18 protein-coding genes are annotated in these 21,592 nt (G+C 70.2%); 3 read left to right on the forward strand and 15 right to left on the reverse strand.

Annotation, left to right across the window (positions count from 1 at the left end; translation table 11 throughout):
* Positions 1–2 precede the first annotated feature (2 nt).
* Positions 3–1,082: a M14 family metallopeptidase gene (locus D9C15_RS00290; RefSeq protein WP_127995431.1), complete on the forward strand. Its 1,080-nt coding sequence runs from the start codon at positions 3–5 to the stop codon at positions 1,080–1,082.
* Here D9C15_RS00290 and D9C15_RS00295 read toward each other — a convergent pair.
* The 10 genes from D9C15_RS00295 to D9C15_RS00340 form a co-directional block, all read right to left on the reverse strand.
* Positions 1,079–1,696, reverse strand: a complete 618-nt coding sequence (locus D9C15_RS00295; protein WP_127995432.1) for an HAD family hydrolase — start codon at positions 1,694–1,696, stop codon at positions 1,079–1,081. The genes D9C15_RS00290 and D9C15_RS00295 overlap by 4 nt on opposite strands.
* Positions 1,693–3,288: a glucose-6-phosphate isomerase gene (pgi, locus tag D9C15_RS00300; RefSeq protein ID WP_127995433.1), complete on the reverse strand. Its 1,596-nt coding sequence runs from the start codon at positions 3,286–3,288 to the stop codon at positions 1,693–1,695. Before pgi ends, D9C15_RS00295 begins: the two co-directional genes overlap by 4 nt.
* A complete protein-coding gene (tal, locus tag D9C15_RS00305; RefSeq protein WP_127995434.1) occupies positions 3,288–4,235 on the reverse strand; it encodes a transaldolase in 948 nt (315 codons plus the stop codon). Before tal ends, pgi begins: the two co-directional genes overlap by 1 nt.
* An 89-nt stretch (positions 4,236–4,324) precedes the next feature.
* On the reverse strand, positions 4,325–5,251 hold the full coding sequence (locus D9C15_RS00310; RefSeq protein WP_127995435.1) for an AraC family transcriptional regulator: 927 nt from the start codon (positions 5,249–5,251) through the stop codon (positions 4,325–4,327).
* 24 nt (positions 5,252–5,275) lie between these two features.
* Positions 5,276–6,661, reverse strand: a complete 1,386-nt coding sequence (dalD, locus tag D9C15_RS00315) for a D-arabinitol 4-dehydrogenase (RefSeq protein WP_127995436.1) — start codon at positions 6,659–6,661, stop codon at positions 5,276–5,278.
* Positions 6,662–6,670: 9 nt separating this feature from the next.
* Positions 6,671–7,399 carry an SDR family oxidoreductase gene (locus D9C15_RS00320; RefSeq protein WP_127995437.1) on the reverse strand — a complete coding sequence of 243 codons (729 nt, stop codon included), beginning with the start codon at positions 7,397–7,399 and terminating at the stop codon, positions 6,671–6,673.
* Between the two features lie 5 nt (positions 7,400–7,404).
* Positions 7,405–8,436 carry an ABC transporter ATP-binding protein gene (locus D9C15_RS00325; RefSeq protein WP_127995438.1) on the reverse strand — a complete coding sequence of 344 codons (1,032 nt, stop codon included), beginning with the start codon at positions 8,434–8,436 and terminating at the stop codon, positions 7,405–7,407.
* A gap of 24 nt (positions 8,437–8,460) precedes the next feature.
* Positions 8,461–9,282 carry a carbohydrate ABC transporter permease gene (locus D9C15_RS00330; protein WP_127995439.1) on the reverse strand — a complete coding sequence of 274 codons (822 nt, stop codon included), beginning with the start codon at positions 9,280–9,282 and terminating at the stop codon, positions 8,461–8,463.
* Between the two features lie 9 nt (positions 9,283–9,291).
* A complete protein-coding gene (locus D9C15_RS00335) occupies positions 9,292–10,149 on the reverse strand; it encodes a carbohydrate ABC transporter permease (protein WP_127995440.1) in 858 nt (285 codons plus the stop codon).
* 99 nt (positions 10,150–10,248) lie between these two features.
* A complete protein-coding gene (locus D9C15_RS00340; protein WP_127995441.1) occupies positions 10,249–11,550 on the reverse strand; it encodes an ABC transporter substrate-binding protein in 1,302 nt (433 codons plus the stop codon).
* A gap of 252 nt (positions 11,551–11,802) precedes the next feature.
* Between D9C15_RS00340 and zwf the strand changes: the two genes are divergently transcribed.
* The gene (zwf, locus tag D9C15_RS00345; RefSeq protein ID WP_127995442.1) at positions 11,803–13,248 is read left to right on the forward strand and encodes a glucose-6-phosphate dehydrogenase; all 1,446 of its coding nucleotides are present in this window, start codon (positions 11,803–11,805) and stop codon (positions 13,246–13,248) included.
* A gap of 17 nt (positions 13,249–13,265) precedes the next feature.
* Positions 13,266–14,135, forward strand: a complete 870-nt coding sequence (locus D9C15_RS00350) for a MurR/RpiR family transcriptional regulator (protein WP_127996088.1) — start codon at positions 13,266–13,268, stop codon at positions 14,133–14,135.
* A 16-nt stretch (positions 14,136–14,151) separates the two neighbouring features.
* Here D9C15_RS00350 and D9C15_RS00355 read toward each other — a convergent pair whose 3' ends face one another.
* From D9C15_RS00355 to uvrA, 5 genes are all read right to left on the reverse strand, one after another.
* Positions 14,152–14,658 (reverse strand): hypothetical protein, encoded by a 507-nt coding sequence (locus D9C15_RS00355; RefSeq protein WP_127995443.1) that lies wholly within the window; start codon positions 14,656–14,658, stop codon positions 14,152–14,154.
* A gap of 11 nt (positions 14,659–14,669) precedes the next feature.
* On the reverse strand, positions 14,670–15,101 hold the full coding sequence (locus D9C15_RS00360) for a hypothetical protein (protein ID WP_127995444.1): 432 nt from the start codon (positions 15,099–15,101) through the stop codon (positions 14,670–14,672).
* Complete coding sequence (locus D9C15_RS00365) at positions 15,098–15,571, reverse strand: YybH family protein (RefSeq protein WP_240668238.1); 474 nt, start codon at positions 15,569–15,571, stop codon at positions 15,098–15,100. The genes D9C15_RS00360 and D9C15_RS00365 overlap by 4 nt, the downstream gene beginning before the upstream one ends.
* Positions 15,568–15,765, reverse strand: coding sequence for a zinc metalloprotease (locus D9C15_RS00370; protein ID WP_127995445.1), 198 nt, complete (start codon positions 15,763–15,765; stop codon positions 15,568–15,570). Before D9C15_RS00370 ends, D9C15_RS00365 begins: the two co-directional genes overlap by 4 nt.
* A gap of 117 nt (positions 15,766–15,882) precedes the next feature.
* Positions 15,883–21,576, reverse strand: a complete 5,694-nt coding sequence (gene uvrA / locus D9C15_RS00375) for an excinuclease ABC subunit UvrA (RefSeq protein WP_127995446.1) — start codon at positions 21,574–21,576, stop codon at positions 15,883–15,885.
* Positions 21,577–21,592: the final 16 nt, after the last annotated feature.

Consider the following 21,592-nt stretch of genomic DNA (forward strand, 5'->3'; position numbering starts at 1 on the left):
GCATGGAAACCGCGGTCTTCTCGGAGTCGTACGCCGAGGCCCGCGGCAAGTTCCTCGCCGCGGCCGAGGCGGCCGGGCTGGACGTCGAACAGCACACCCACCCGCTGCTCGGCCGCGACGGCGAGGCGCTCGCGCTCGACGTGGTGCACGACGGCCCGCGCACGGCCGAGGCGCTGCTGCTGGTCTCCAGCGCCTGCCATGGCATCGAGGGCTTCGCCGGCTCGGCGGTGCAGACCATGCTGGTGGGCGATGCCGGCTGGCGCGCGCTGCTGCGCGAACGTGGCATCGCGGTGCTGTACCTGCACGCGCTGAACCCCTACGGCTTCTCCTGGGGGCGCCGCACGACGCAGGAGAACGTCGACCTGAACCGCAATTTCCGCGACTTCCACGCCCCGGCGCCGGCCAACCCGCTGTACGACGCGATCGCGCACTGGCTGGTGCCGCCGACCTGGCCGCCCTCGCCCGAAGTCAACGCGGCGCTGGCCGGCTTCATCGCCGAGCATGGCTTCGCTGCCATGCAGGCGGCGGTGACGGGCGGGCAGTACACGCAGCCCGAGGGTCTGTTCTACGGCGGCGCGGACCCGACCTGGAGCCACGTGACGCTGCGCCACGTGCTGCAGGAGCATGGCCGGCGCTGCGCGCGACTGGCCTGGATCGACCTGCACACCGGGCTGGGCCCGACCGGCGTGGGCGAACGCATCTGGGCCGGGCGCGACGATGCCCTCGCGCTGCGGCGCGCCAAGGCCTGGTGGGGCGAGCGCGTCACCTCGATCTACGACGGCAGCGCGAGCGCCGCGCTGCTGACCGGCCTGATGTGGAACGTGGTCTACGAGGAGTGCGCGCAGGCCGAGTACACCGGCATCGCGCTGGAGTTCGGCACGGTGCCGCTGATGCAGACGCTCGAGGCGCTGCGCGCCGAGCAGTGGCTCGAGAACCACCCGGAGGCGGACGACCGGCGGCGCGCGCAGATCAAGCGCGCGCTGCGCGAGGCGTTCTACGTCGACACGCCGGCCTGGAAGCTCGCCGTGCTGCAGCAGGCGACGGCGGTGGCGCGCCAGGGGGTCGAGGGCTTGTCGGCCTAGTCCAACGCGCCGGCCGCGCGCAGCTCGTCGGCGCACTGGGCCGGATCGACGAAGCGGATCGCCTTCCAGCCGGCCGCGCGCGCGGCCACCACGTTCTCGGCCATGTCGTCGATGAACACCGTGCGCGCCGGCTCGACGCGAAAGCGCTGCGCCGCCTGGGCGAAGATCTCCGGCTCGGGCTTGCACAGCTGCAGCCGCGCCGAGAACACGCCGTCACGGAACAGGCCGAGGAAGTGGTGCGTCGCCTCCAGGTGCTGCGCGTACGGTTCGGGCATGTTCGAGAGGTAGTAGAGCGGCCGCCCCTGCGCATGCAGCGTGTGCAGCAGCTCCACCGTGCCGGCCACCGGCTGCAGTTCGGCGGGCACGCCGTCGATCACGCGGCGCGCTTCGTCCACCGTCAGCCCGGTGCGCCGCGCGATGCGCTCGGCCAGCGGGCCGGGTTCGACCGTGCCGCGGTCGAACTCGCCCCAGTCGCCCTGGTAGTTCTCGAAGAAGTGCTCGAACAGCCGCTCGGCCGCGGCCGCGTCGGGCACGTGCTGCGGCAGCAGCCGGGCGAGCAGGTCCCGGGGGCGCCAGCGGAACAGCACGCCCCCGAAGTCAAAGACGACGTTCATGCACGCAGCCTGGCCAGCAACCCCGCGGTCGACGCATCCAGGCCCGCCGTGTCGCCCGACGCCAGCCGCGGCAGCAGGTCGTTGCACAGCGCCTTGCCGAGCTCCACGCCCCACTGGTCGAAGCTGTTGATGCCCCACAGCGCGCCGCTGGTGAACACGCGGTGCTCGTACAGCGCGATCAGCGCGCCGAGCGAGCGTGGCGTCAGCTGGTCGAGCAGCAGCGTGGTGCTCGGCCGGTTGCCGGGGAAGGTGCGGTGCTTCGCGATCGTCTGCGCGTCCAGCGCCTTCGAGGCCGTGGGCGCCTTCTCGCCCAGCGCCTGCCCCGTGGTCTTGCCGAGCATCAGCGCCTGCGATTGCGCCAGGCCGTTGGCCAGCAGCTTGGTGTGCAGGTCGGTCAGCGCATGCGTGGGCCGCTTGACCAGGATGAACTCGACCGGGATCACGTCGGTGCCCTGGTGCAGCATCTGGAAGTAGGCGTGCTGGCCGTTGGTGCCGGGTTCGCCCCAGACCACCGGGCTGGTGCCGAAGGGCAGCGGGGCGCCGTCGAGGTCGACGCACTTGCCGTTGCTCTCCATCTCGAGCTGCTGCAGGTAGGCCGGCAGCCGGCGCAGGCCCTGGTGGTAGGGCGCCACGCTGCGGCTCGTGAAACCGTGGAAGTTGCGGTACCAGACGTCGATCAGCCCGAGCAGCGCCGGCAGGTTCTTCGGCAGCTCGGCGGTGGCGAAGTGCCGGTCCATCGCATGCGCGCCGGCCAGCAGCGCGCGGAAGTTCTCCGCGCCGATCGCCAGCGCGATCGGCAGGCCGATGGCCGACCACAGCGAGTAGCGCCCGCCCACCCAGTCCCAGAAGCCGAAGGTGGTGGCGATGCCGAACTCGGCCGCCGCCTTGACGTTGGTGGTGGTGGCGACGAAGTGCTTCGCGGTGTCGGTGCCGCCGTTGGCGGTGAACCAGGCCTTGGCGGCCACCGCGTTGGCCATGGTCTCCTGGGTCGTGAAGGTCTTGCTGGCGATGATGAACAGCGTCTCGGCGGGCTTCAGCTGGCGCAGCACCGGCGTGATGTCGTGCCCGTCGACGTTGGCGACGAAGTGGAACTGCAGCTTCGGATGCACGAAGGCGTCGAGCGCCGGCACCACCATCTGCGGCCCGAGGTCGCTGCCGCCGATGCCGATGTTCACCACGTGGCGGATGCCGCTCGCGCCCGTGTCGCGCACGGTCTCGACGTAGGCGAGCAGGCGGTCGAGCACGCCGTGCACCTCGTCGGAGAACGGCCCCTGCCCGCGCGGCGCGCGCAGCGCGGTGTGCAGCACCGCACGGCCCTCGGTGTGGTTGATCGGCGCGCCGGCCAGCATCGCGTCGCGCCGTTCCTCGAGCCGGCATTCGCGCGCCAGGTCGAGCAGGAACCTCAGCGTCGCCGAGTCGACCAGGTTCTTCGACAGGTCGGCAAAGATCTCCGGTGCCTCCACGCCCAGCGCCGCGAAACGCGACGGGTCGCGCGCGAAGGCCTCGCGCAGGTCGAGGTCGCGCCCGTGGGCCTCGTAGTGGCCGCGCAGCGCGGCCCAGGCCTCGGTCTGGTCACAGCGTGGAACTTGCATCACATCCCTCCGATCATCCTGTCGAGCTTCACCGCATCGGCGGCGAAGGCGCGAATGCCCTCGGCCAGCTTCTCGGTGGCCATCGCGTCCTCGTTGAGCGCCCAGCGGAAGCTCGCCTCGTTGAAGCTGGTCGCGTGGATAGCCGCAGCGGCCGCCTGCGCCGGGTCGAGCCGGCGCGGCAGCGCGGCCTCGCTGCCCTGCAACTGCGCGAGCAGCTCGGGGCTGATGGTCAGCAGGTCGCAGCCGGCCAGCGCGACGATCTGCCCGGTGTTGCGGAAGCTCGCGCCCATCACCTCGGTGTGGATGCCGAACTTCTTGTAGTAGCTGTAGATCTGCGTCACCGACTTCACGCCCGGGTCGTTGGCACCGGCGTTGGCCGCCTCGTCCCAGGTGCTGCCGGCGGCCTTCTTGTACCAGTCGTAGATGCGGCCGACGAAGGGCGAGATCAGCGTCACGCCGGCGTCGCCGCAGGCCACCGCCTGGCAGAACGCGAACAGCAGCGTCAGGTTGCAGTGGATGCCCTCGTGCTCGAGGATGCGCGCCGCCTGGATGCCCTCCCAGGTGGAGGCGATCTTGATCAGCACGCGCTCGCGGCCGATGCCGGCGTCCTCGTACAGCGCCATGATGCGGCGCGCGCGCTCGACGCTGGCGGCGGTGTCGAACGACAGCCGCGCGTCGACCTCGGTCGAGACGCGCCCGGGCACCACCTTCAGGATCTCGCGGCCGAAACGCACCAGCACGTGGTCGACGATCTCCTCCAGCGGCTGGCCGCGGTGCGCCGCCACCGTGTCGGCCAGCAGCGGTGCATAGTCCGGCTGCTGCACCGCCTTCAGGATCAGCGACGGGTTGGTGGTGGCATCGCGTGGGGCGAACTGGGCGAGCTGCCTGAAGTTGCCGGTGTCGGCGACGACGATGGTGTGCTGCTTGAGCTGGTCGAGCTGGTTCATGGCGGGGGCGTCCGGGCGCAGGTCTCCATTAGAACGCGTCCCGGCCCCACCGCGGCGAAGGCCACGGTGAGTTGTCCCCGGTTGGTAACTCAGGCGCCGCGGCTGCCGAAGCGTGCTTCCGCCTGGCGGCGGAACTCGCTGGGCGTCATGCCCTTGACCTGCAGGAAGCGGCGGTTGAAGTTGGCCACGTTGTTGAAGCCGACGTCGTAGCAGACGTTGGTGACGTAGCGGTCGGTTTCCATCAGCAGCTGGCAGGCCTTGTTGATGCGCAGCCGGTTGACGAAGTCGGTGAAGCTGTTGCCGGTGGCGCGGCGGAAGTAGCGCGAGAAGCTGCTCTCGGTCATGCCCACGCGCTGGCACAGCTCGGCCATCGAGAAGTTCTCGCAGTAGTGTTCGCTCAGGAAGTCGACGATGCCGCTGATGCGCGCCAGCGCCGCGTCGTCGTCGTGGCTCTGCAGCTGCACCGTGGACAGCAGCCGGAAGTCGGTGCAGCGCACCAGCTCGCCGAGCAGCACGCTGAATTCGGCGAAGCGCTGCAGGCCGTGCGTGGCCTTGATGCGCTCGAAGCGTGCGCGGGCGAGGTCGGACACGCCGAAGAACTCGATGCCGTTGCGCGCCCGCTCGAGCAGCGGCAGCGCCTCGGTCAGCTCGGGGATCAGCCCGGCGGCCTGGCGCAGCGGCGCGTCGGGGAACTGCAGCACCATGTCGCGCAGCGCCACGCCCTCGGGCGGCACGTCGGTGGAGATCCAGTTGTGCGGCAGGCGCGGCCCGGTCAGCACCAGGTGGCCGGGCTCGAAGTGGCCGATGTAGTCGCCCACGAACACCTTGCCGCGCGTGGCGACGATCAGGTGCAGCTCGTACTCCTCGTGGTAGTGCCAGCGCACCAGCGGGTTCGGGAAGCCGTGCTCCAGGCAGCGCACGTGGCCGAAGCTGCCCGGCGGCTCGTAGCCGAGGTTGGGGGTGCGGCCGACGTCGTGCTCCAGCTCGGGGCTGCGCACGCGCTGCTGCTGGGCCATGGCCGGCTCCTTGTCTCCTCGCGGTCAGGCGCCGCGTCGTCGCACGAACTCTGCCACACGTGCGCTCGCCGCCTCGAGCGCTGCCGCCAGGCGGGCATCGCCGGCCAGCGGCCCCCACAGCAGCTTGTCGGCCGCGAAGGCGGCCACCGGATCGGCCGCGTCGCAGATCGCATGCGCGACCGCCGGGTCCATCGCCTGGTCCTGGTACTCGTAGGGGATCTGGCCGCGGTGCCAGCGCTGCAGGTAGGCGAGGAACAGCGCCGGCAGCATCGCCACGCTGTCGATCGACTGCTTGCGTTCCAGGCGCTCGCGGATGGTCGGCGCGATGAAGCCCGGGATCTTGCTGAAGCCGTCCATCGCGACACGCTGGTTGGTGTCGCGGATCGCCGGGTTGCCGAAGCGGTCGAGCACGATGTCGCGGTAGCGAGCCAGGTCGATCGGGCTCGGCAGCAGGCACGGGATGGTGTCGTCGGTGACGTAGTCGAACGCGAGCCGGCGGATCTCCGCGTCGTGCGTGCCCTCGTGGATGTAGAGGAAACCCGCCAGCGTGCCGGCCCAGGCGATGCAGCTGTGGGTGGCGTTCAGCAGCCGGATCTTGGCCTCCTCGTAGGGCGCGACCGACTCGACCATCTCGACGCCGACCTTCTCCCAGGCCGGGCGGCCGGCGGCGAAGCGGTCCTCGATGACCCACTGGATGAAGCTCTCGCCCATCAGCGCGGCCGGGTCGTCGACGCCGGTCGCCCCCTTGACACGCTCGCGCACGTCCGGCGTCGGGCGCGGCGTGATGCGGTCGACCATCGCGTTCGGGCTGGTGGTGTGGGCCTCGATCCACGCGCGCAGGGCCGTGTCGCCGAGCAGCTCGACGAACTGCAGCAGGCCGCTTCTCGAGCGGTCGCCGTTGTGGCGCAGGTTGTCGCAGTTCAGCAGCGTCACCGGACCGCCGCCGCTGGCCATGCGGCGGCGCAGGATGGCGGTGAGCGCCGCGTAGATCGTGCCGCCGGGCTGGCCCGCCTTCGCCGCCTGCAGGTCGGCCGCCAGGTCGGGGAAGGCCAGGTCGAGCCGGTTCTTCGCATCGAGGTAGTAACCCGCCTCGGTGACGGTGAAGGAGATGATTTTCGTCGCCGGGCTCGCACCCTCGGCGATCAGCCCGGCCAGGTCGGCGCTGTACGGGATGATCTTGCGGATCGAGGTGATGCGCTCGTAGCGGTGCTCGCCGGCCGGCGAGATGGTCTCGAGCGTGTAGGCGCCGCCCTGCGCGGACAGCGCGGCGATGGTCTCGGCCATGTCGGGCCGGGTGTTGCCGCCGGCCAGCGTCCACGAGCGGTCGCCGCTCTTGTTCAGCTCGTGCAGGTAGACGGCCTGGTGCGCGCGGTGGAAGGAGCCCAGGCCCAGGTGCAGCATGGTGTTCATCGCGATCCCCTAGAGATCGAAGTTGGTGGGCAGCATCACCACGTCGCGGATCGTCATGCCCCGCGGGCGGGTGAGCATGAACAGCACGACCTCGCCCACCTCGCGCGCCTCGATCAGGCTGCCGGACTCGCGCGCCTCCTTCAGCTTCTCGGGCGGCCAGTCGGCCAGCAGCGAGGTGATCACCGGCCCGGGCGAGATCGCGCCGACGCGGATGCCGTGCCTGAACACCTGGCGCCGCGTGGTCTGCACGAAGCAGTCGATCGCCCACTTCGACGACGCATACACCGGCTCCCAGGGCGTCGGGTAGTGCGCCGCCAGCGAACTGGTGACGACGATGTCGCCCGCGCCGCGCGCGATCATGTGCGGCAGCACGTCGTGCACGTTCTTCATCACGACGTTGACGTTCAGGTTCAGCATGCGGTCGATCGCGTCGACGTCGTTGTCGACCAGGTCGCCGCCGACGTAGAGGCCGGCGTTGGCGTGGAAGATGTCGAGCGCTCCGGTCAGCGCCAGCACGCGCGGCAGCAGGGTCTTGCAGGCGGCCGGGTCGAGCAGGTCCAGCACCAGCGTGAGCGCTGCGTCGCCGAGGCGCGCCTGCTGCTCGGCCAGGCGCGCCGCGTCGCGGTCGATCAGCACGACGCGCGCGCCCGCGCCGAGCATCGCCTCGGCGCTGGCCAGCCCGATGCCCGAGGCCGCGCCGGTGACGGCGGCCACCTTTCCGGCGAGTGCGTTGCCCATCGCCGTCACCCGACCCGGGCCGCGCGGCCCTGGGCATCGAAGCGGTGGGCATTGGCGGCAGCGACGAACACGCCGACCTTGTCGCCGCTGCGCAGCGCGGTGCGCGTGGCCTGGCGCGCGATGATCGGCGCGCCGCTGTCGAGCCTCACGTGGATCAGCGTCTCGGCGCCGAGCGACTCGACCAGGTCGACCGTGCCGCCGAGAGCACCCTGCCCCGCCTGCGCGGCGGGCTGCAGCGTCACGTCCTCCGGCCGCAGCCCGACGAAGCCGCCCGACGGCACGTCCGGCACCTGGGGCACCTGCCTGGCCTCGATCACGTTCATCTGCGGCGAGCCGATGAACTGCGCGACGAACTGGTTGGCCGGCCGGTCGTACAGCTCCAGCGGCGTGCCGACCTGCTCGATCAGGCCGTCGCGCAGCACGACGATGCGGTCGGCCAGCGTCATCGCCTCGACCTGGTCGTGTGTCACGTAGATCGTCGTGGCGCCCAGGTCGCGGTGCAGGTTGTGGATCTCCACCCGCGTCTGGCCGCGCAGGGCGGCGTCGAGGTTGGACAGCGGCTCGTCGAACAGGAACACCTTGGGCGCGCGCACGATCGCGCGGCCGATCGCCACCCGCTGTCGCTGGCCGCCGGAGAGTTCCTTCGGCGTGCGGTTCAGGTAGGGTGCCAGGTTGAGGATCTGCGCGGCGCGCTGCACCTTCTCCTCGATCGTCTTCTTGTCGACGTTGGCCAGGCGCAGCGCGAACGACATGTTGTCGTACACGCTCATGTGCGGATACAGCGCGTAGCTCTGGAACACCATCGCCAGGTCGCGCTTGGACGAGGGCAGCTTGGTGATGTCGCGCCCGTCGAGCTCGAGGCTGCCGCCGTCGATCTCGGTCAGCCCGGCGATCATGCGCAGCAGCGTGGACTTTCCGCAGCCCGAGGGCCCGACGAAGACGACGAATTCGCCCTTCTGGATCTGCAGGTCCACGCCCTTGATGGCGCGCAGGCTGCCGAAGAACTTCTCGACGCCCTTGAGTTCGAGGTAGGCCATGGTGAATGTCTCCTGGATTCGTTCTTACTTGACCGCGCCGAAGGTCAGACCTTGGACGAGCTGCTTCTGGCTGAACCAGCCGACCACGACGATCGGCGCGATGGCCAGCAGCGAGGCAGCGGACAGCTTGGCCCAGAACAGCCCCTCGGGGCTGGAGTACGAGGCGATCAGCGTGGCCAGCGTGCCGGCCTTGGCCGAGCTCAGGTTGAGCGACCAGAAGGCCTCGTTCCAGCTCATCACCAGGCACAGCAGCGCGGTGGAGGCCAGCGTGCCCATCGCCAGCGGGCGGATCACGTGCTTGAACTCGCCCCACACGTTGGCGCCGTCCATGCGCGCGGCCTCGAGGATGTCCGGCGGGATGTCCTTGAAGCCGGAGTACAGCATCCACACCATGATCGGCAGGTTGGACAGCGTGAACACGATGGTCAGCGAGGTCAGCGTGTCCAGCAGGCCCGCGGTCTGGGCCATCACGTACACCGGCACCAGTGCGCCCACCGCCGGCATCATCTTGGTGGACAGCATCCACATCAGGATGTCGCGGGTCCGCTTGGTGCGGAAGAAGGCCATCGAGTAGGCCGCCGGCGCGGCGATGGCCAGCCCGATGATCGTCGACAGCACGCTGGTGACGATCGAGTTCTTCGCGTGCAGCAGGTAGTCGCTGCGCTCGTTGACCTCGTGGAAGCTCTCCATCGTGGGCGTGAAGAACAGCTGCGGCGGCATCGCGATCGCCTGCTGCTCTGTCTTGAAGGCCGTCAGCCCCAGCCAGATGAGCGGGAACACGACCAGCAGCGTGACGACCCAGGCCGTCACGGTGCGGGCGATCAGTCCGAGGAGCTTGGTGTTCATGAGGGTCCCTCAGTCCAGGTTCTTGCCGATCATGCGGATCAGGAACACCGCGGCGATGTTGGCCAGCACGACCGCGAACAGCGCGCCGGCCGAGGCCACGCCGACATCGAAGTTCATCAGCGCCTGCTTGAAGATCAGGAAGGCGACGTTGGTGCTCTCGTTGCCGGGCCCGCCGCCGGTGGTGGTGAAGATCTCCGCGAACACGCTCATCAGGAAGATCATCTCGATCATGATCACCACGGCGATCGGGCGGCCCAGGTGCGGCAGGGTCAGGAACCAGAACTTCTGGAAGGCGTTGGCGCCGTCCATGCCGGCGGCCTCCATCTGGTCGCGGTCGAGCGACTGCAGCGAGGTGATGAAGATCAGGCAGGCGAACGGCAGCCACTGCCAGGCCACCATCAGGATCACCGCGAACAGCGGGTGATCGGTCAGCCAGTCCACCGGCGTCAGGCCGAAGAACAGCCAGACCTGCGCCAGCACGCCGTAGACCGGGTTCATCATCATGTGCTTCCACAGCAGCGCGTTGGCCGTGGGCATCACGAAGAAGGGCGAGATCAGCAGCACGCGCACGATCCCGCGGCCCGGGAAGGCCTCGTTGACCAGCAGCGCGAGCGCCACGCCCAGCACCACCGTGATCGCGATCACCGAGCCGAGCAGCAGCAGGGTGTTCCACACCGAGGCACCGAAGTCCGGGTCGGTGACGAAGAACTCCCAGTTCATCAGGCCGATGAACTCCTTCGGCCCGGGCTGCATCAGGTTGTAGCGGACGACCGAGAAGTAGATCGTCATGGCCAGCGGCACGATCATCCAGAGGAAGAGCGTGACCACGGCCGGCGCCATCAGGGCGCGTGGCAGGAGTCTGTTCATCGCGGGGCCTCACAAATCGAGCGGACGCCGCGGGTCCGGCTTCGCCGGCCCGCTGGCGGCGCCCCCCTGGGGGGGAGCGCCGCAGGCGCTACGGGGGGGTTACTTGTAGTACCCGCCCTTGCGCATCTCGCGGTCGGCGGCGGCCTGCGAGGTCTTCAGCGCCTGGTCCACCGAGACCTTGCCCGACAAGGCCGCGCTCATCTGCTGGCCCACCGCGATGCCGATCGCCTGGAACTCGGGGATGGCCGCGAACTGCACGCCCACGTACGGGCTCTTGGGCAGCGTCGAGTCGTTCGGGTTGGCCGTGTCGATCGCCTTCTTCTCGGCCGCCGCGAACACCGCCGCCTTCTGGAACTCGGGGTTCGCGTAGGTCGACTTGCGCGTGCCGGTCGGCACCCGGCCCCAGCCGTTGGTCTTGCCCACCAGGTTGATGTACTCCTTCGAGGTCGCCCAGGTGATGAACTTCTGCGCCGCGTCGGCGTTCTTGGTGCCGGCGGGGATCGCCAGCGCCCAGGCCCACAGCCAGTTGGCGCCCTTCTCGGTCACCGCGTACGGGCCCTGCGCGAAGGCCACCTTGTCGGCCACCTTGCTCTGCTTCGGGTCGGTGACGAACGAGGCGGCGATCGTCGCGTCGATCCACATGCCGCACTTGCCCTCGTTGTACAGCGCCAGGATCTCGTTGAAGCTGTTCGCGCTCGAGCCGGGCGGGCCGTACTTCTTCAGCAGGTCGACGTAGAAGGTGACCGCGTCCTTCCACGGCTTGGTCTCGAGCTGCGGCTTCCAGCTCATGTCGAACCACTGCGCGCCGAAGCTGTTGGCCATCGTCGACAGGAAGGCCATGTTGTCGCCCCAGCCCGGCTTGCCGCGCAGGCAGATGCCGTAGACGCTGGGCGGGTTGTGGATCTTCGCGGCCGCGTCGGCCACCTGCTGCCAGGTCGGGCGCTCGGGGAAGGTGACGCCGGCCTTGTCGGTCAGGTCCTTGCGGTACATGAGCATCGAGCTCTCGCCGTAGAACGGCGCGGCGTAGAGCTTGCCGTCCACCGACAGGCCGTTGCGCATCGCCGGCAGCAGGTCGTCCACGTCGTAGGCGGCATCGGGCTTGAGCTCCATCAGCCAGCCCTTCTTGCCCCAGATCGGCGTCTCGTACATGCCGATGGTCATCACGTCGAACTGGCCGCCCTTGGTGGCGATGTCGGTGGTGACGCGCGAGCGCAGCGTGCCTTCCTCCAGCGTGACCCACTTGAGCTTGATGCCGGGGTGGGCCTTCTCGAACTCGGGGGTGAGCTTCTGCATCTCGATCATGTGGCCGTTGTTGACCGTGGCGATGACCAGGTCGACGGCCGAAGCGGTGCCGGCCACGCACAGGCCGGCGAGCAGGGTCAGTGAAGCCCTCAGCGTCATGTCTTGTCTCCTTGGGTGGGTTCGATCCGCGCGGACCGGCCGCGTCGGTGCAGGCAATGTAGGTTCCGGCCCTTGACCCGCTTGATACTTTCCCCACAAGCCTCTGTACTTCTTTGCACCGAGCTCTAGTGTTTTCCCGCAACCGCTGCAAGAGAAGTTGGCCCGTAGGTGATGCGTTGACCCCCGTCCGGAACTCGTGCATGATCCGCATGAAACTTAGTTACAGCTTCCGGACCACCCCGGTTTCACCCCATGAGCTTCGACCTCGTCTTCTTCGGCGGCACCGGCGACCTCACCTGGCGCAAGCTGATGCCGGCCCTGTTCCAGGCCTGGCGCCACGGCAAGCTGCCCGCGGGCGGCCGCATCCTGGCTGTCGCGCGCGACGAGCGCAGCGACGCCGAGTACCGCGACTTCATCAAGGACCGCTTCGTCGAGGTCGAGAGCGCCAAGCGCCCGAGCGACGAGGAGTTCGGGCGCTTCGCACAGCTGCTGCACTACCGCCGCATGGACCTCTCCCTGCCCGAGCACTACGCCGGGCTGAAGGACTGGATCGAGACGCGCGGCGCCGACACGGTGGTGCTGTTCCTGGCCACCAGCCCGCACCTGTTCCCGCAGATCGTCGAGCAGCTCGGCACCGTCGGGCTGAACGGCCCGAACGTGCGCGTGGTGCTCGAGAAGCCGCTCGGCCACGACCTGGCCAGCGCGCAGGAGATCAACCGCGTGGTGCGCGCCTCGTTCCGCGAGGACCAGGCGCTGCGCATCGACCACTACCTCGGCAAGGCCGCGGTGCAGAACCTGATGGCGCTGCGCTTCGGCAACGCGCTGTTCGAGCCGCTGTGGCGGCGCGAGAGCATCGCCAACATCCAGATCACGATCGCCGAGAGCATCGGCGTGGGCACGCGCGGTGACTTCTACGACCGCACCGGCGCCCTGCGCGACATGGTGCAGAACCACGCGCTGCAGCTGCTGACGATGATCGCGATGGAGCCGCCGAGCCGCAACGACGCAGACGCGATCCGCGACGAGAAGCTCAAGGTGCTGCGCTCGCTCAGGCCCTTCACCGAGGAGAGCGTCGCGCGCGACGTGGTGCGCGGCCAGTACCGAGGCGGCAACTGCGCCGGCAACCCGGCGGTCGGCTACCTCGAGGAGGTCAAGGTCCCGGCGGGCAGCCAGACCGAGACCTTCGTCGCGCTGCGCACCGAGGTGCAGAACTGGCGCTGGGCCGGCGTGCCCTTCTACCTGCGCACCGGCAAGCGCCTGGCGGCGCGCGACGCGCAGATCGTCGTCAACTTCCGGCCCACGCCGCACAGCATCTTCCCGGGCCTGAACCAGCCCAACAAGCTGGTCATCAAGCTGCAGCCCGAGGACGGCCTCGAGCTGCACCTGCTGGCGGCCAAGGGCTCGGGCTCGAGCGACTCGCTGGCGCCGGTGTTCCTCGACCTCGACTTCGACAAGGCCTTCGCCGAGAACCGCGTCGGCGGCTACGAGCGCCTGCTGCTGGACGCCATCGCCGGCAAGCTGAACCTGTTCGTGCGCAGCGACGAGCAGGAGCAGGCCTGGCGCTGGGTCGAGCCGATCCTCAACGCCTGGAAGAACGACACCACCGGCCCGCGCCCGTACGCGGCCGGCACCTGGGGGCCGGCGGCGGCGAGCGCGCTCGTCGCGCGCGACGGTTTCGCCTGGGCCGAGGAACAGTAGCCGCCATGGAAACGTCCATGCTCGACCGCATCCGCGCCTCGATCCCGGCGCTGCCGCCGGCCGAGCAGCGCGTGGCCAAGCTGCTGCTGCTCGACCCGCGCAGCTTCGCGACGCTGCCGGTGGCCGAGCTCGCGGACCGCTCGCATGTGAGCAAGCCGACCGTGGTGCGCTTCTGCCGCAGCGTGGGCTACGACGGGCTGGCGGACTTCAAGCGCAAGCTGGCCGGCACGGTGAACGAGGGCGTGCCCTTCGTGCACCGCGCGGTGGACGAGGACGACAAGGTCGGCGACATCGTGGTCAAGGTGATCGACAACGCGGTCAGCGCGCTGCTGAAGTACCGCAACGACGCCACCAGCCATGCCTTCGAGCGCGCCATCGAGGCGCTGGCCGAGGCCGGGCGCGCGGGCCGGCGCATCGAGTTCTACGGCGTCGGCAACTCCGGCATCGTGGCGCAGGATGCGCAGCACAAGTTCTTCCGCCTCGGCGTGCGCTCGGCCGCGGTGAGCGACGGCCACGTGCAGCTGATGGCCGCCACCATGCTCGGGCCGGGCGACTGCGCCGTCCTGATCAGCAACTCCGGCCGCACGCGCGACCTGCTCGATGCGGCCGAGGTGGCGCGCCGGCGCGGCGCGACGACCATCGTCATCACCTGCAGCGGCTCGCCGCTGGCGCTGATGGGCCAGGGCGGCGCCAACCAAGTGCTGCTGGCGGTGGACCACCCCGAGGACTACGACCGCTACAGCCCGATGGTGTCGCGCCTGCTGCACCTGACGGTGATCGACATCCTGACCACCGCCGTCGCGCTGCGCCTGCCCGGCGAGCTGCGGCCGATGCTGCAGGAGATCAAGAAGAACCTGCGCGCCAAGCGCTACGCGCAGCCGGAGTGAGCCGCGCGCGGGCCGGTCAGCGCCAGAAGCTGCCCTTGCCCTTGAAGTAGGTGGCGAACTCGTTGTCGGCCACCTTGCCCTGGGCGCTGGAGTCGTGGCGAATGGTGATCTTCGGCTCGTCCGGCTTGGCCTTGTCGGCCACGACCTTGATCACCAGCCCGGTGTGGTCCTTCGAGGGCGTGGCGTAGACGTCGTTGACCTTGACGTCGGCGAGCTTCTTCACCTCCGACAGGCCGCCGAGCATCGTCTTCACGCGGAAGGTGTAGCCGAGCATGCACTGCTCGCCCTTGCCGCCGCGCTTGTAGCCCCGCTGGTGCGACACCCAGTGCGCGCAGCCGGTGCCGGGGATGGGCTGCCAGCCGGACTTGCCACCCTCGTACCAGACGAAGCAGTCCTTCGGGTCGACATGCTTGTCGACCTGCGTCACCGCGGCGGCCAGTTCGGCCTTGCACGGTGCGCAGACGTCGACGCCGTTGACCTTGCCGACCGCAGTGCTGCCAGGATGGATGCTGCACTTGGCCATCGTGCCTGCGCCTACTTCGCCGCTGCGCCGATGCGCGCGATCGTCTCGTCGAGCAGCGCGCGGGCCTCGGGCACGGCACGCGCCGCGACGAGCGCCTCGAGTTCGATCGCGGCCGGCTGGGCCGGCACCAGGTGCGCGCGCAGCAGCTCGGCGAGGCCGCGCTGGCCCGGCGTGCCGTCGGGCCCGGCATAACGCGCCCCCTGCAGTTCGGCAAGCGGGCGATCGCGCAGGTCCTGCAGCGCGCGGCGCAGTTCGGCGCGCTGGGCATCCGTCTCGGCCTGGATCTCGGCGCCGCGCAGCAAGGCCACCAGCGCGTCGGCCTGCGCCCGCGCCTGTGCCGATGCGGCCGGGGCCGCCGGCGCCGGGGGCGCGGCCGCGCGGTCGCCGCAGGCCGCGAGCAACAGGGCCAGGCCCCAGGCCACGAGCCGGCAGAGCGTCGTCACGGCGCTTCGCCCTTGTCGAACACGATGCGCCAGACTCCCGGCGCCTCCTGGCGCCACACCGAGTTGAAGCGCGCGATCCGCTTGCCCTGCGGGTCGTGCACCGGGCCGCTGGAGTGCGCGAGCGTGCCGTCGGCGAGCACGTCGACGCGGTCGGGTTCCCACGAGAACGGCGCGACCGGGCCGTCGAAGAACGGTTTCCAGGCCGCCATCACCGCGGCCTTGCCGTGGTGCACGCGCTGGCTGCCGTAGAACACCGCCTGCTCGGACAGGAAGCGCTCGAAGCCGGCCGCGTCGCGGCTGGCCATCGTCTGCGCGAAGGCGCGTTCGGTGGCCTCGACCTGTGCGCGCAGCGCGTCCGGCGACGCGCCTGGGGCAGCGCAACCCCCGGCCAGGGCCAGCCCGGCGGCCGCCATGCCGACCCAGACGCTGCGCGGCCACGCCGGGCCTGGAGCGCGGGTATCGTGGCTCATGCTGCCGTCCTATGCGGGTAGAGCCGGCTGACGAACTCCTTGTCGCCGGCCGACAGCGCCAGGTTGCGCCCGAACAGCGGGCCATCGGAGTACTCGGGCGGGAACCAGCAGGCCATGAGGGACAGCGGATCGAAGGGCTTGGGGAAAGGGAAGCGGTCGGCCTCCCACGCGGTGAAGGAATTCTGGTCGACCATGTCGCGCGTCCAGTGAACAGCCCGATGGAGACATGCGCCCTCCCCGCTCCAGCCACGCCCTGCGGTCAGGCTAGCAGCGCCGGCCCTCGGGCGGCAAGCCCTGCCGTCGTGCGTTGATCAGGCGCGGGACCCGCTCGGCCCATGACGCGACAGCACCGGCGCAAGCGCCGCTCCCGTGTGGCTCGCCGGGTTCGCCGCCAGCGCCTCGGGGGTCGTCTCCGCCACGACGCGCCCGCCGCGCGCACCGCCCTCGGGCCCGAGGTCGACGATCCAGTCGGCCTCCGCGATCACGTCCAGGTCGTGTTCGATCACCACCACGCTGTGACCGCCGTCCACCAGCCGGTGCAGCACGCGGATCAGCTTCTCCACGTCGGCCATGTGCAGGCCGACGGTCGGTTCGTCGAGCACGTAGAGCGTGTGCGGCGCCTTGTTGCCGCGCCGCGTGACGTCGTCGCGCACCTTGGTCAGCTCGGTCACGAGCTTGATGCGCTGCGCCTCGCCGCCGGAGAGCGTGGGGCTCGGCTGGCCGAGCGTCAGGTAGCCCAGGCCCACGTCGCGCAGCAGCGACAGCGGGTACGAGATCGCCGGCATCGAGGCGAAGAACTCGACCGCCTCGTCCACCTCCATCGTCAGCACCTCGCCGACGTGCTTGCCGCGCCAGCTCACCGCCAGCGTCTCCGGGTTGAAGCGCTGGCCGTGGCAGACGTCGCAGGGCACCTTCACGTCGGGCAGGAAGCTCATCTCGATGGTGCGCAGGCCCTGCCCTTCGCAGGCCGGGCAGCGCCCCTCGCCGGTGTTGAACGAGAAGCGCGCCGGCCCGTAGCCGCGCGCCTTGGCCTCCAGCGTGTCGGCGAACAGGCGGCGGATGGTGTCCCAGAAGCCGATGTAGGTGGCCGGGCAGGAGCGCGGCGTCTTGCCGATCGGCGTCTGGTCGACCTCGAGCACGCGGTCGACGCGCGAGTAGCCGTCGATCGCCGTGCAGCCGGCCCAGGCCGGCTTCGCGCCACGGGTGTTGATGAACTGCAGGTTGGCCAGCAGCACGTCGCGCGCCAGGGTGGACTTGCCCGAGCCGCTGACCCCGGTCACCGCCACCAGCCGGCCGAGCGGAACCGCCACGTCCAGCTGCTGCAGGTTGTGCAGCGCCGCGCCGCGCACCACCAGCTGAGGCGTCGCGGCGTCGACCGGGCGGCGCGGCTGCAGCGGGTGGCGCATCGGCGCGGCGAGGAAGCGGCCGGTCACCGAATCCGCATGTGCCGCCAGTTCGTGCAGGTCGCCCTGCGCCACCAGCCGGCCGCCGCGCTTGCCGGCGCCCGGGCCGATGTCGATGATGTGGTCGGCGCGGCGGATGGTGTCCTCGTCGTGCTCGACCACGACCAGCGTGTTGCCCTTGTCGCCCAGCTTGTGCAGCGCGTCGAGCAGGATCTGGTTGTCGCGCGGGTGCAGCCCGATGGTCGGCTCGTCGAGCACGTAGCACACGCCCTGCAGGTTGCTGCCCAGCTGCGCCGCGAGCCGGATGCGCTGCGCCTCGCCGCCCGAGAGCGTGGGCGCCGCGCGGTCCAGCGTCAGGTAGCCCAGGCCCACCTCCTCGAGGAACTCGAGCCGGCTGCGGATCTCGCTGATGACGTCGCGCGCGATGTCGGCGTCACGACCGGCCAGCCGCAGCGATTCAATCCAGACGCGGCAGTCGCTCACGCTCCATTGCGCGATCGTGGCGATCGACTTGTCGTCAAAGCTCACGCCGCGCGAAGCGGCGTTCAGGCGCGTGCCGCCGCAGTCCGGGCAGGGTGCGTCGACCACGCCCTCGACCTCGGGCTCCTCGGAGGGGAAGCTCTGCTCGCGGCCCTTGTCGTCGTCGTCGCGGCGCGAGTCGTCGTAGGCCTTGCGCTGCTCGCGCGTCAGCGCGAGGCCGGTGCCGACGCAGCTGGTGCACCAGCCGTGTTTGCTGTTGTAGCTGAACATGCGCGGGTCCAGCTCGGGGTAGCTGGTGCCGCACACCGGGCAGGCGCGCTTGGTCGAGAACACCTTCACCGTGCCGATGCGGCCGGTCGGCGCGCCCGTGGCCATCGCGCCCTTCAGGCCGTCCAGCGGCGCCAGCAGGTGCATCACGCCCTTGCCGAGCTCGAGGGTCTTCGCGAGCAGCGCGCGCAGCTCGGCCTCGTGGGCCGGGTCGATCACCAGGTCACCCACCGGCAGCTCGAGCGTGTGCTCCTTGAAGCGGTCCAGCCGCGGCCAGGGGTCGACCTTCAGGAACTCGCCGTCCACGCGCAGATGGGTGTGGCCGCGCGCCTTGGCCCATTTGGCGAGATCGGTGTAGACGCCCTTGCGGTTGACGACCAGCGGCGCGAGCAGGCCGACGTGCACTCCCTTGTGGTCGCGCAGCAGCTGGGCGGCGATGCTCTCGGCGCTCTGCGGGCGCACCGGCGCACCGTCCTTCGTGCAGTGCTGCAGGCCGAGCTTCACGTACAGCAGGCGCAGGAAGTGCCACACCTCGGTGGTGGTGGCCACCGTGCTCTTGCGCCCGCCGCGCGAGAGGCGCTGCTCGATCGCCACGGTCGGCGGGATGCCGTACACCGCGTCCACCTCGGGCCGCCCGGCCGGCTGCACGATGCTGCGCGCGTAGGCGTTGAGCGACTCCAGGTAGCGCCGCTGGCCCTCGTTGAACAGGATATCGAAGGCCAGCGTGCTCTTGCCCGAGCCCGACACGCCGGTGATGACGCTGAACTGCCCGCGCGGGATGTCGACGTCGAGCGACTTCAGGTTGTGCTCGCGCGCGTTGACGATGCGGATCACCTCCTCCGCCGCGCGGCGCTGATCGCGCCTTTCCAGCAAGACACTCTGCAGCGGGCGCGACTCCTCCACGCCGAGCGCCTGGTCGTATTCGGCCAGCGCGCGGCCGGTGTGCGACGTGGGATGTCGCTTCACCTCCTCCGGCGGCCCGGCGCAGACCAGCTCGCCGCCGGCCTCGCCGCCCTCGGGGCCGAGTTCGATCAGCCAGTCGCTGGCGCGGATCACGTCCAGGTTGTGCTCGATCACGATGATCGAGTGGCCGGCGTCGAGCAGCTTGCGGAAGGCCCGCATCAGCTTGGCGATGTCGTCGAAGTGCAGCCCGGTGGTCGGCTCGTCGAACAGGTACAGCGTGCCCTTCCTCGCCGCCGGCTGGCTCGGACCGCCCGCGGCCTCGGCCAGGAAGCCGGCCAGCTTCAGGCGCTGCGCCTCGCCGCCGGAAAGCGTGGGCACCGGCTGGCCGAGCTTCACGTACTCGAGGCCGACGTCGACGATCGGCTGCAGCACGCGCAGCACCTCGCGGTCGTCGCGGAACAGCTGCACCGCCTCGCTGACGGTGAGCTCCAGCACGTCGGCCACGCTCAGCTCGCGCAGCACCTCGCCCGGTGCCCGGCGGTCGATCCTGATGTCGAGGATCTCGGCGCGGTAGCGGCGTCCGTCGCAGTCCGGGCAGCGCAGGTAGACGTCGCTGAGGAACTGCATCTCGACATGCTCGAAGCCGGAGCCGCCGCAGGTCGGGCAGCGCCCGTCGCCGGCGTTGAAGCTGAACATGCCCGCGCCGTAGCCGCGCTGCAGCGCCAGCGGCGCCTGCGCGAACAGCTTGCGGATCTCGTCGAACGCGCCGACGTAGCTGGCGGGATTCGAACGCGCCGTCTTGCCGATCGGCGACTGGTCGACGAACACCGCGTCGGCCAGCCAGTCGGCGCCGAGCAGTCGGTCGTGCTCGCCGGGTGATTCGGTCGCCTTGCCGAAGTGGCGCTGCAGCGCCGGGTGCAGCACGTCCTGCATCAGCGTGCTCTTGCCCGAGCCGGAGACGCCGGTCACGCACACCAGGTGCTGGAGCGGGAACTCGACCGTCAGGTCCTTCAGGTTGTGCTCGCGCGCGCCCTCGACGATGAGCTTGGGCGTCGCCGGCCCCACCAGCCGCTTGATGCCCATGCTCACGTGCTTGCGCCCGCCGAGGTAGGCGCCGGTCAGCGTGTCGGCGCTGCGGATCGCCTCGGGCGTGCCGTCGAACACGATGGTGCCGCCGCGTTCGCCCGGGCCCGGGCCCATGTCGATCAGCCGGTCGGCGGCCAGCATCACGGCCGGGTCGTGCTCGACGACCACCAGCGTGTTGCCGGCGTCGCGCAGGCGCTGCATGGCCTGCACGATGCGGTTCATGTCGCGCGGGTGCAGGCCGATGCTCGGCTCGTCGAGCACGAACATCGTGTTGACCAGCGAGGTGCCGAGCGCGGTGGTCAGGTTGATGCGCTGCACCTCGCCGCCGCTGAGCGTGCGGCTCTGGCGGTCCAGCGTCAGGTAGCCGATGCCGACGTCGCACAGGTACTTCAGCCGGGTGCGGATCTCGTCGAGTAGCAGCTTGAGCGCCTCGTCGAGCATCGAGCTCGGCAGGCTGAGCCGCTCGAAGAAGCGCCGCAGCCGCTCGATCGGGATCAGCATCAGGTCGTGCACCGTCAGCCCGGGCAGCGCCTCGAGCTGCTCGCGCGACCACTGCACGCCGCGCGGCAGGAAGCGTTTCTGCGGCGCGAGCGCCGCGTCGGCGTCGTCCCTGGAGCCCAGGCGCCACAGCAGTGCCTCGGTCTTCAGGCGCGCGCCACCGCAGGCGGTGCAGGGGGTGTAGCTGCGGTACTTGGACAAGAGCACGCGGATGTGCATCTTGTAGGCCTTGGACTCGAGGTACTCGAAGAAGCGCCTCACGCCGTACCACTGCTTGTTCCAGTTGCCGTTCCAGTGCGGCGAGCCGTTGATCACCCAGTCGCGCTGCGCCGGGGTGAGCTGCGACCAGGGCGTGTCGCGCGGGATGCCGGCCTCGCCGCCGTACTTCAGCAGGTCGTCCTGGCATTCCTTCCAGGCCGGCGTCTGCATCGGCTTGATCGCGCCCGAGCGCAGCGTCTTGCGGTGGTCCGGGATCACCAGCCCGTAGTCGACGCCGATCACGCGGCCGAAGCCGCGGCAGGTGTCGCAGGCGCCGTAGGCCGAGTTGAAGCTGAACAGGGCCGGCTGCGGATCGGCGTAGCGGATGTCGCTGTCGGGGCAGTGCAGGCCGGTGGAGAAACGCCACAGGTCCGGCTCGCCTTCTTCCTTCAGCGCATAGACGTTGACCCGGCCGGCGCCGCGCTTGAGCGCGGTCTCGATCGCCTCGATGGCGCGGATCTTCTCGGTGCCCTGGATGCGGAAGCGGTCCGCGACGACATCCAGCATCTTGCGCGGCCCGGTCGGCGAGGCCACCTCGCGCTGCGCCTGCACACGCGTGAAGCCGCTCGCAGCGAGCCACTGCTCGATGTCCTGCTCGCTGGTGTTGGCCGGCAGCTCGACCGGGAAGGTGACCACGAGGCGGTGGTCGCCGTCCCTGGTGCGCGCCATCAACTCGGCGTAGATCGTCTCCGGCGAGTCGTGCCGAACGCGCTGCGCGGTCTGCCGGTCGAACAGTTCGGCGGCGCGTGCGAACAGCAGCTTCAGGTGGTCGTTCAGCTCGGTCATCGTGCCGACCGTGCTGCGGCTCGAGCGCACCGGGTTGGTCTGGTCGATCGCGATCGCCGGCGGAACGCCGTCGACCCGGTCCACCGCCGGGCGGTCCATGCGGTCGAGGAACTGGCGCGCGTAGGCGCTGAAGGTCTCGACGTAGCGCCGCTGGCCCTCGGCGTACAGCGTGTCGAACACCAGGCTGGACTTGCCCGAACCGCTCGGCCCGGTGACCACCGTCATCTCGCCGGTGCGGATGTCGAGGTCGAGGTTCTTCAGGTTGTGCTGGCGTGCGCCGCGGATGCGGATCAGGCCCGTGTCGGGTTGGCGGCGTCTGTCCATGGGGTGCCCGGTGGGA

This window comes from Piscinibacter defluvii (assembly GCF_004011805.1).
GTDB lineage: Bacteria > Pseudomonadota > Gammaproteobacteria > Burkholderiales > Burkholderiaceae_C > Piscinibacter > Piscinibacter defluvii.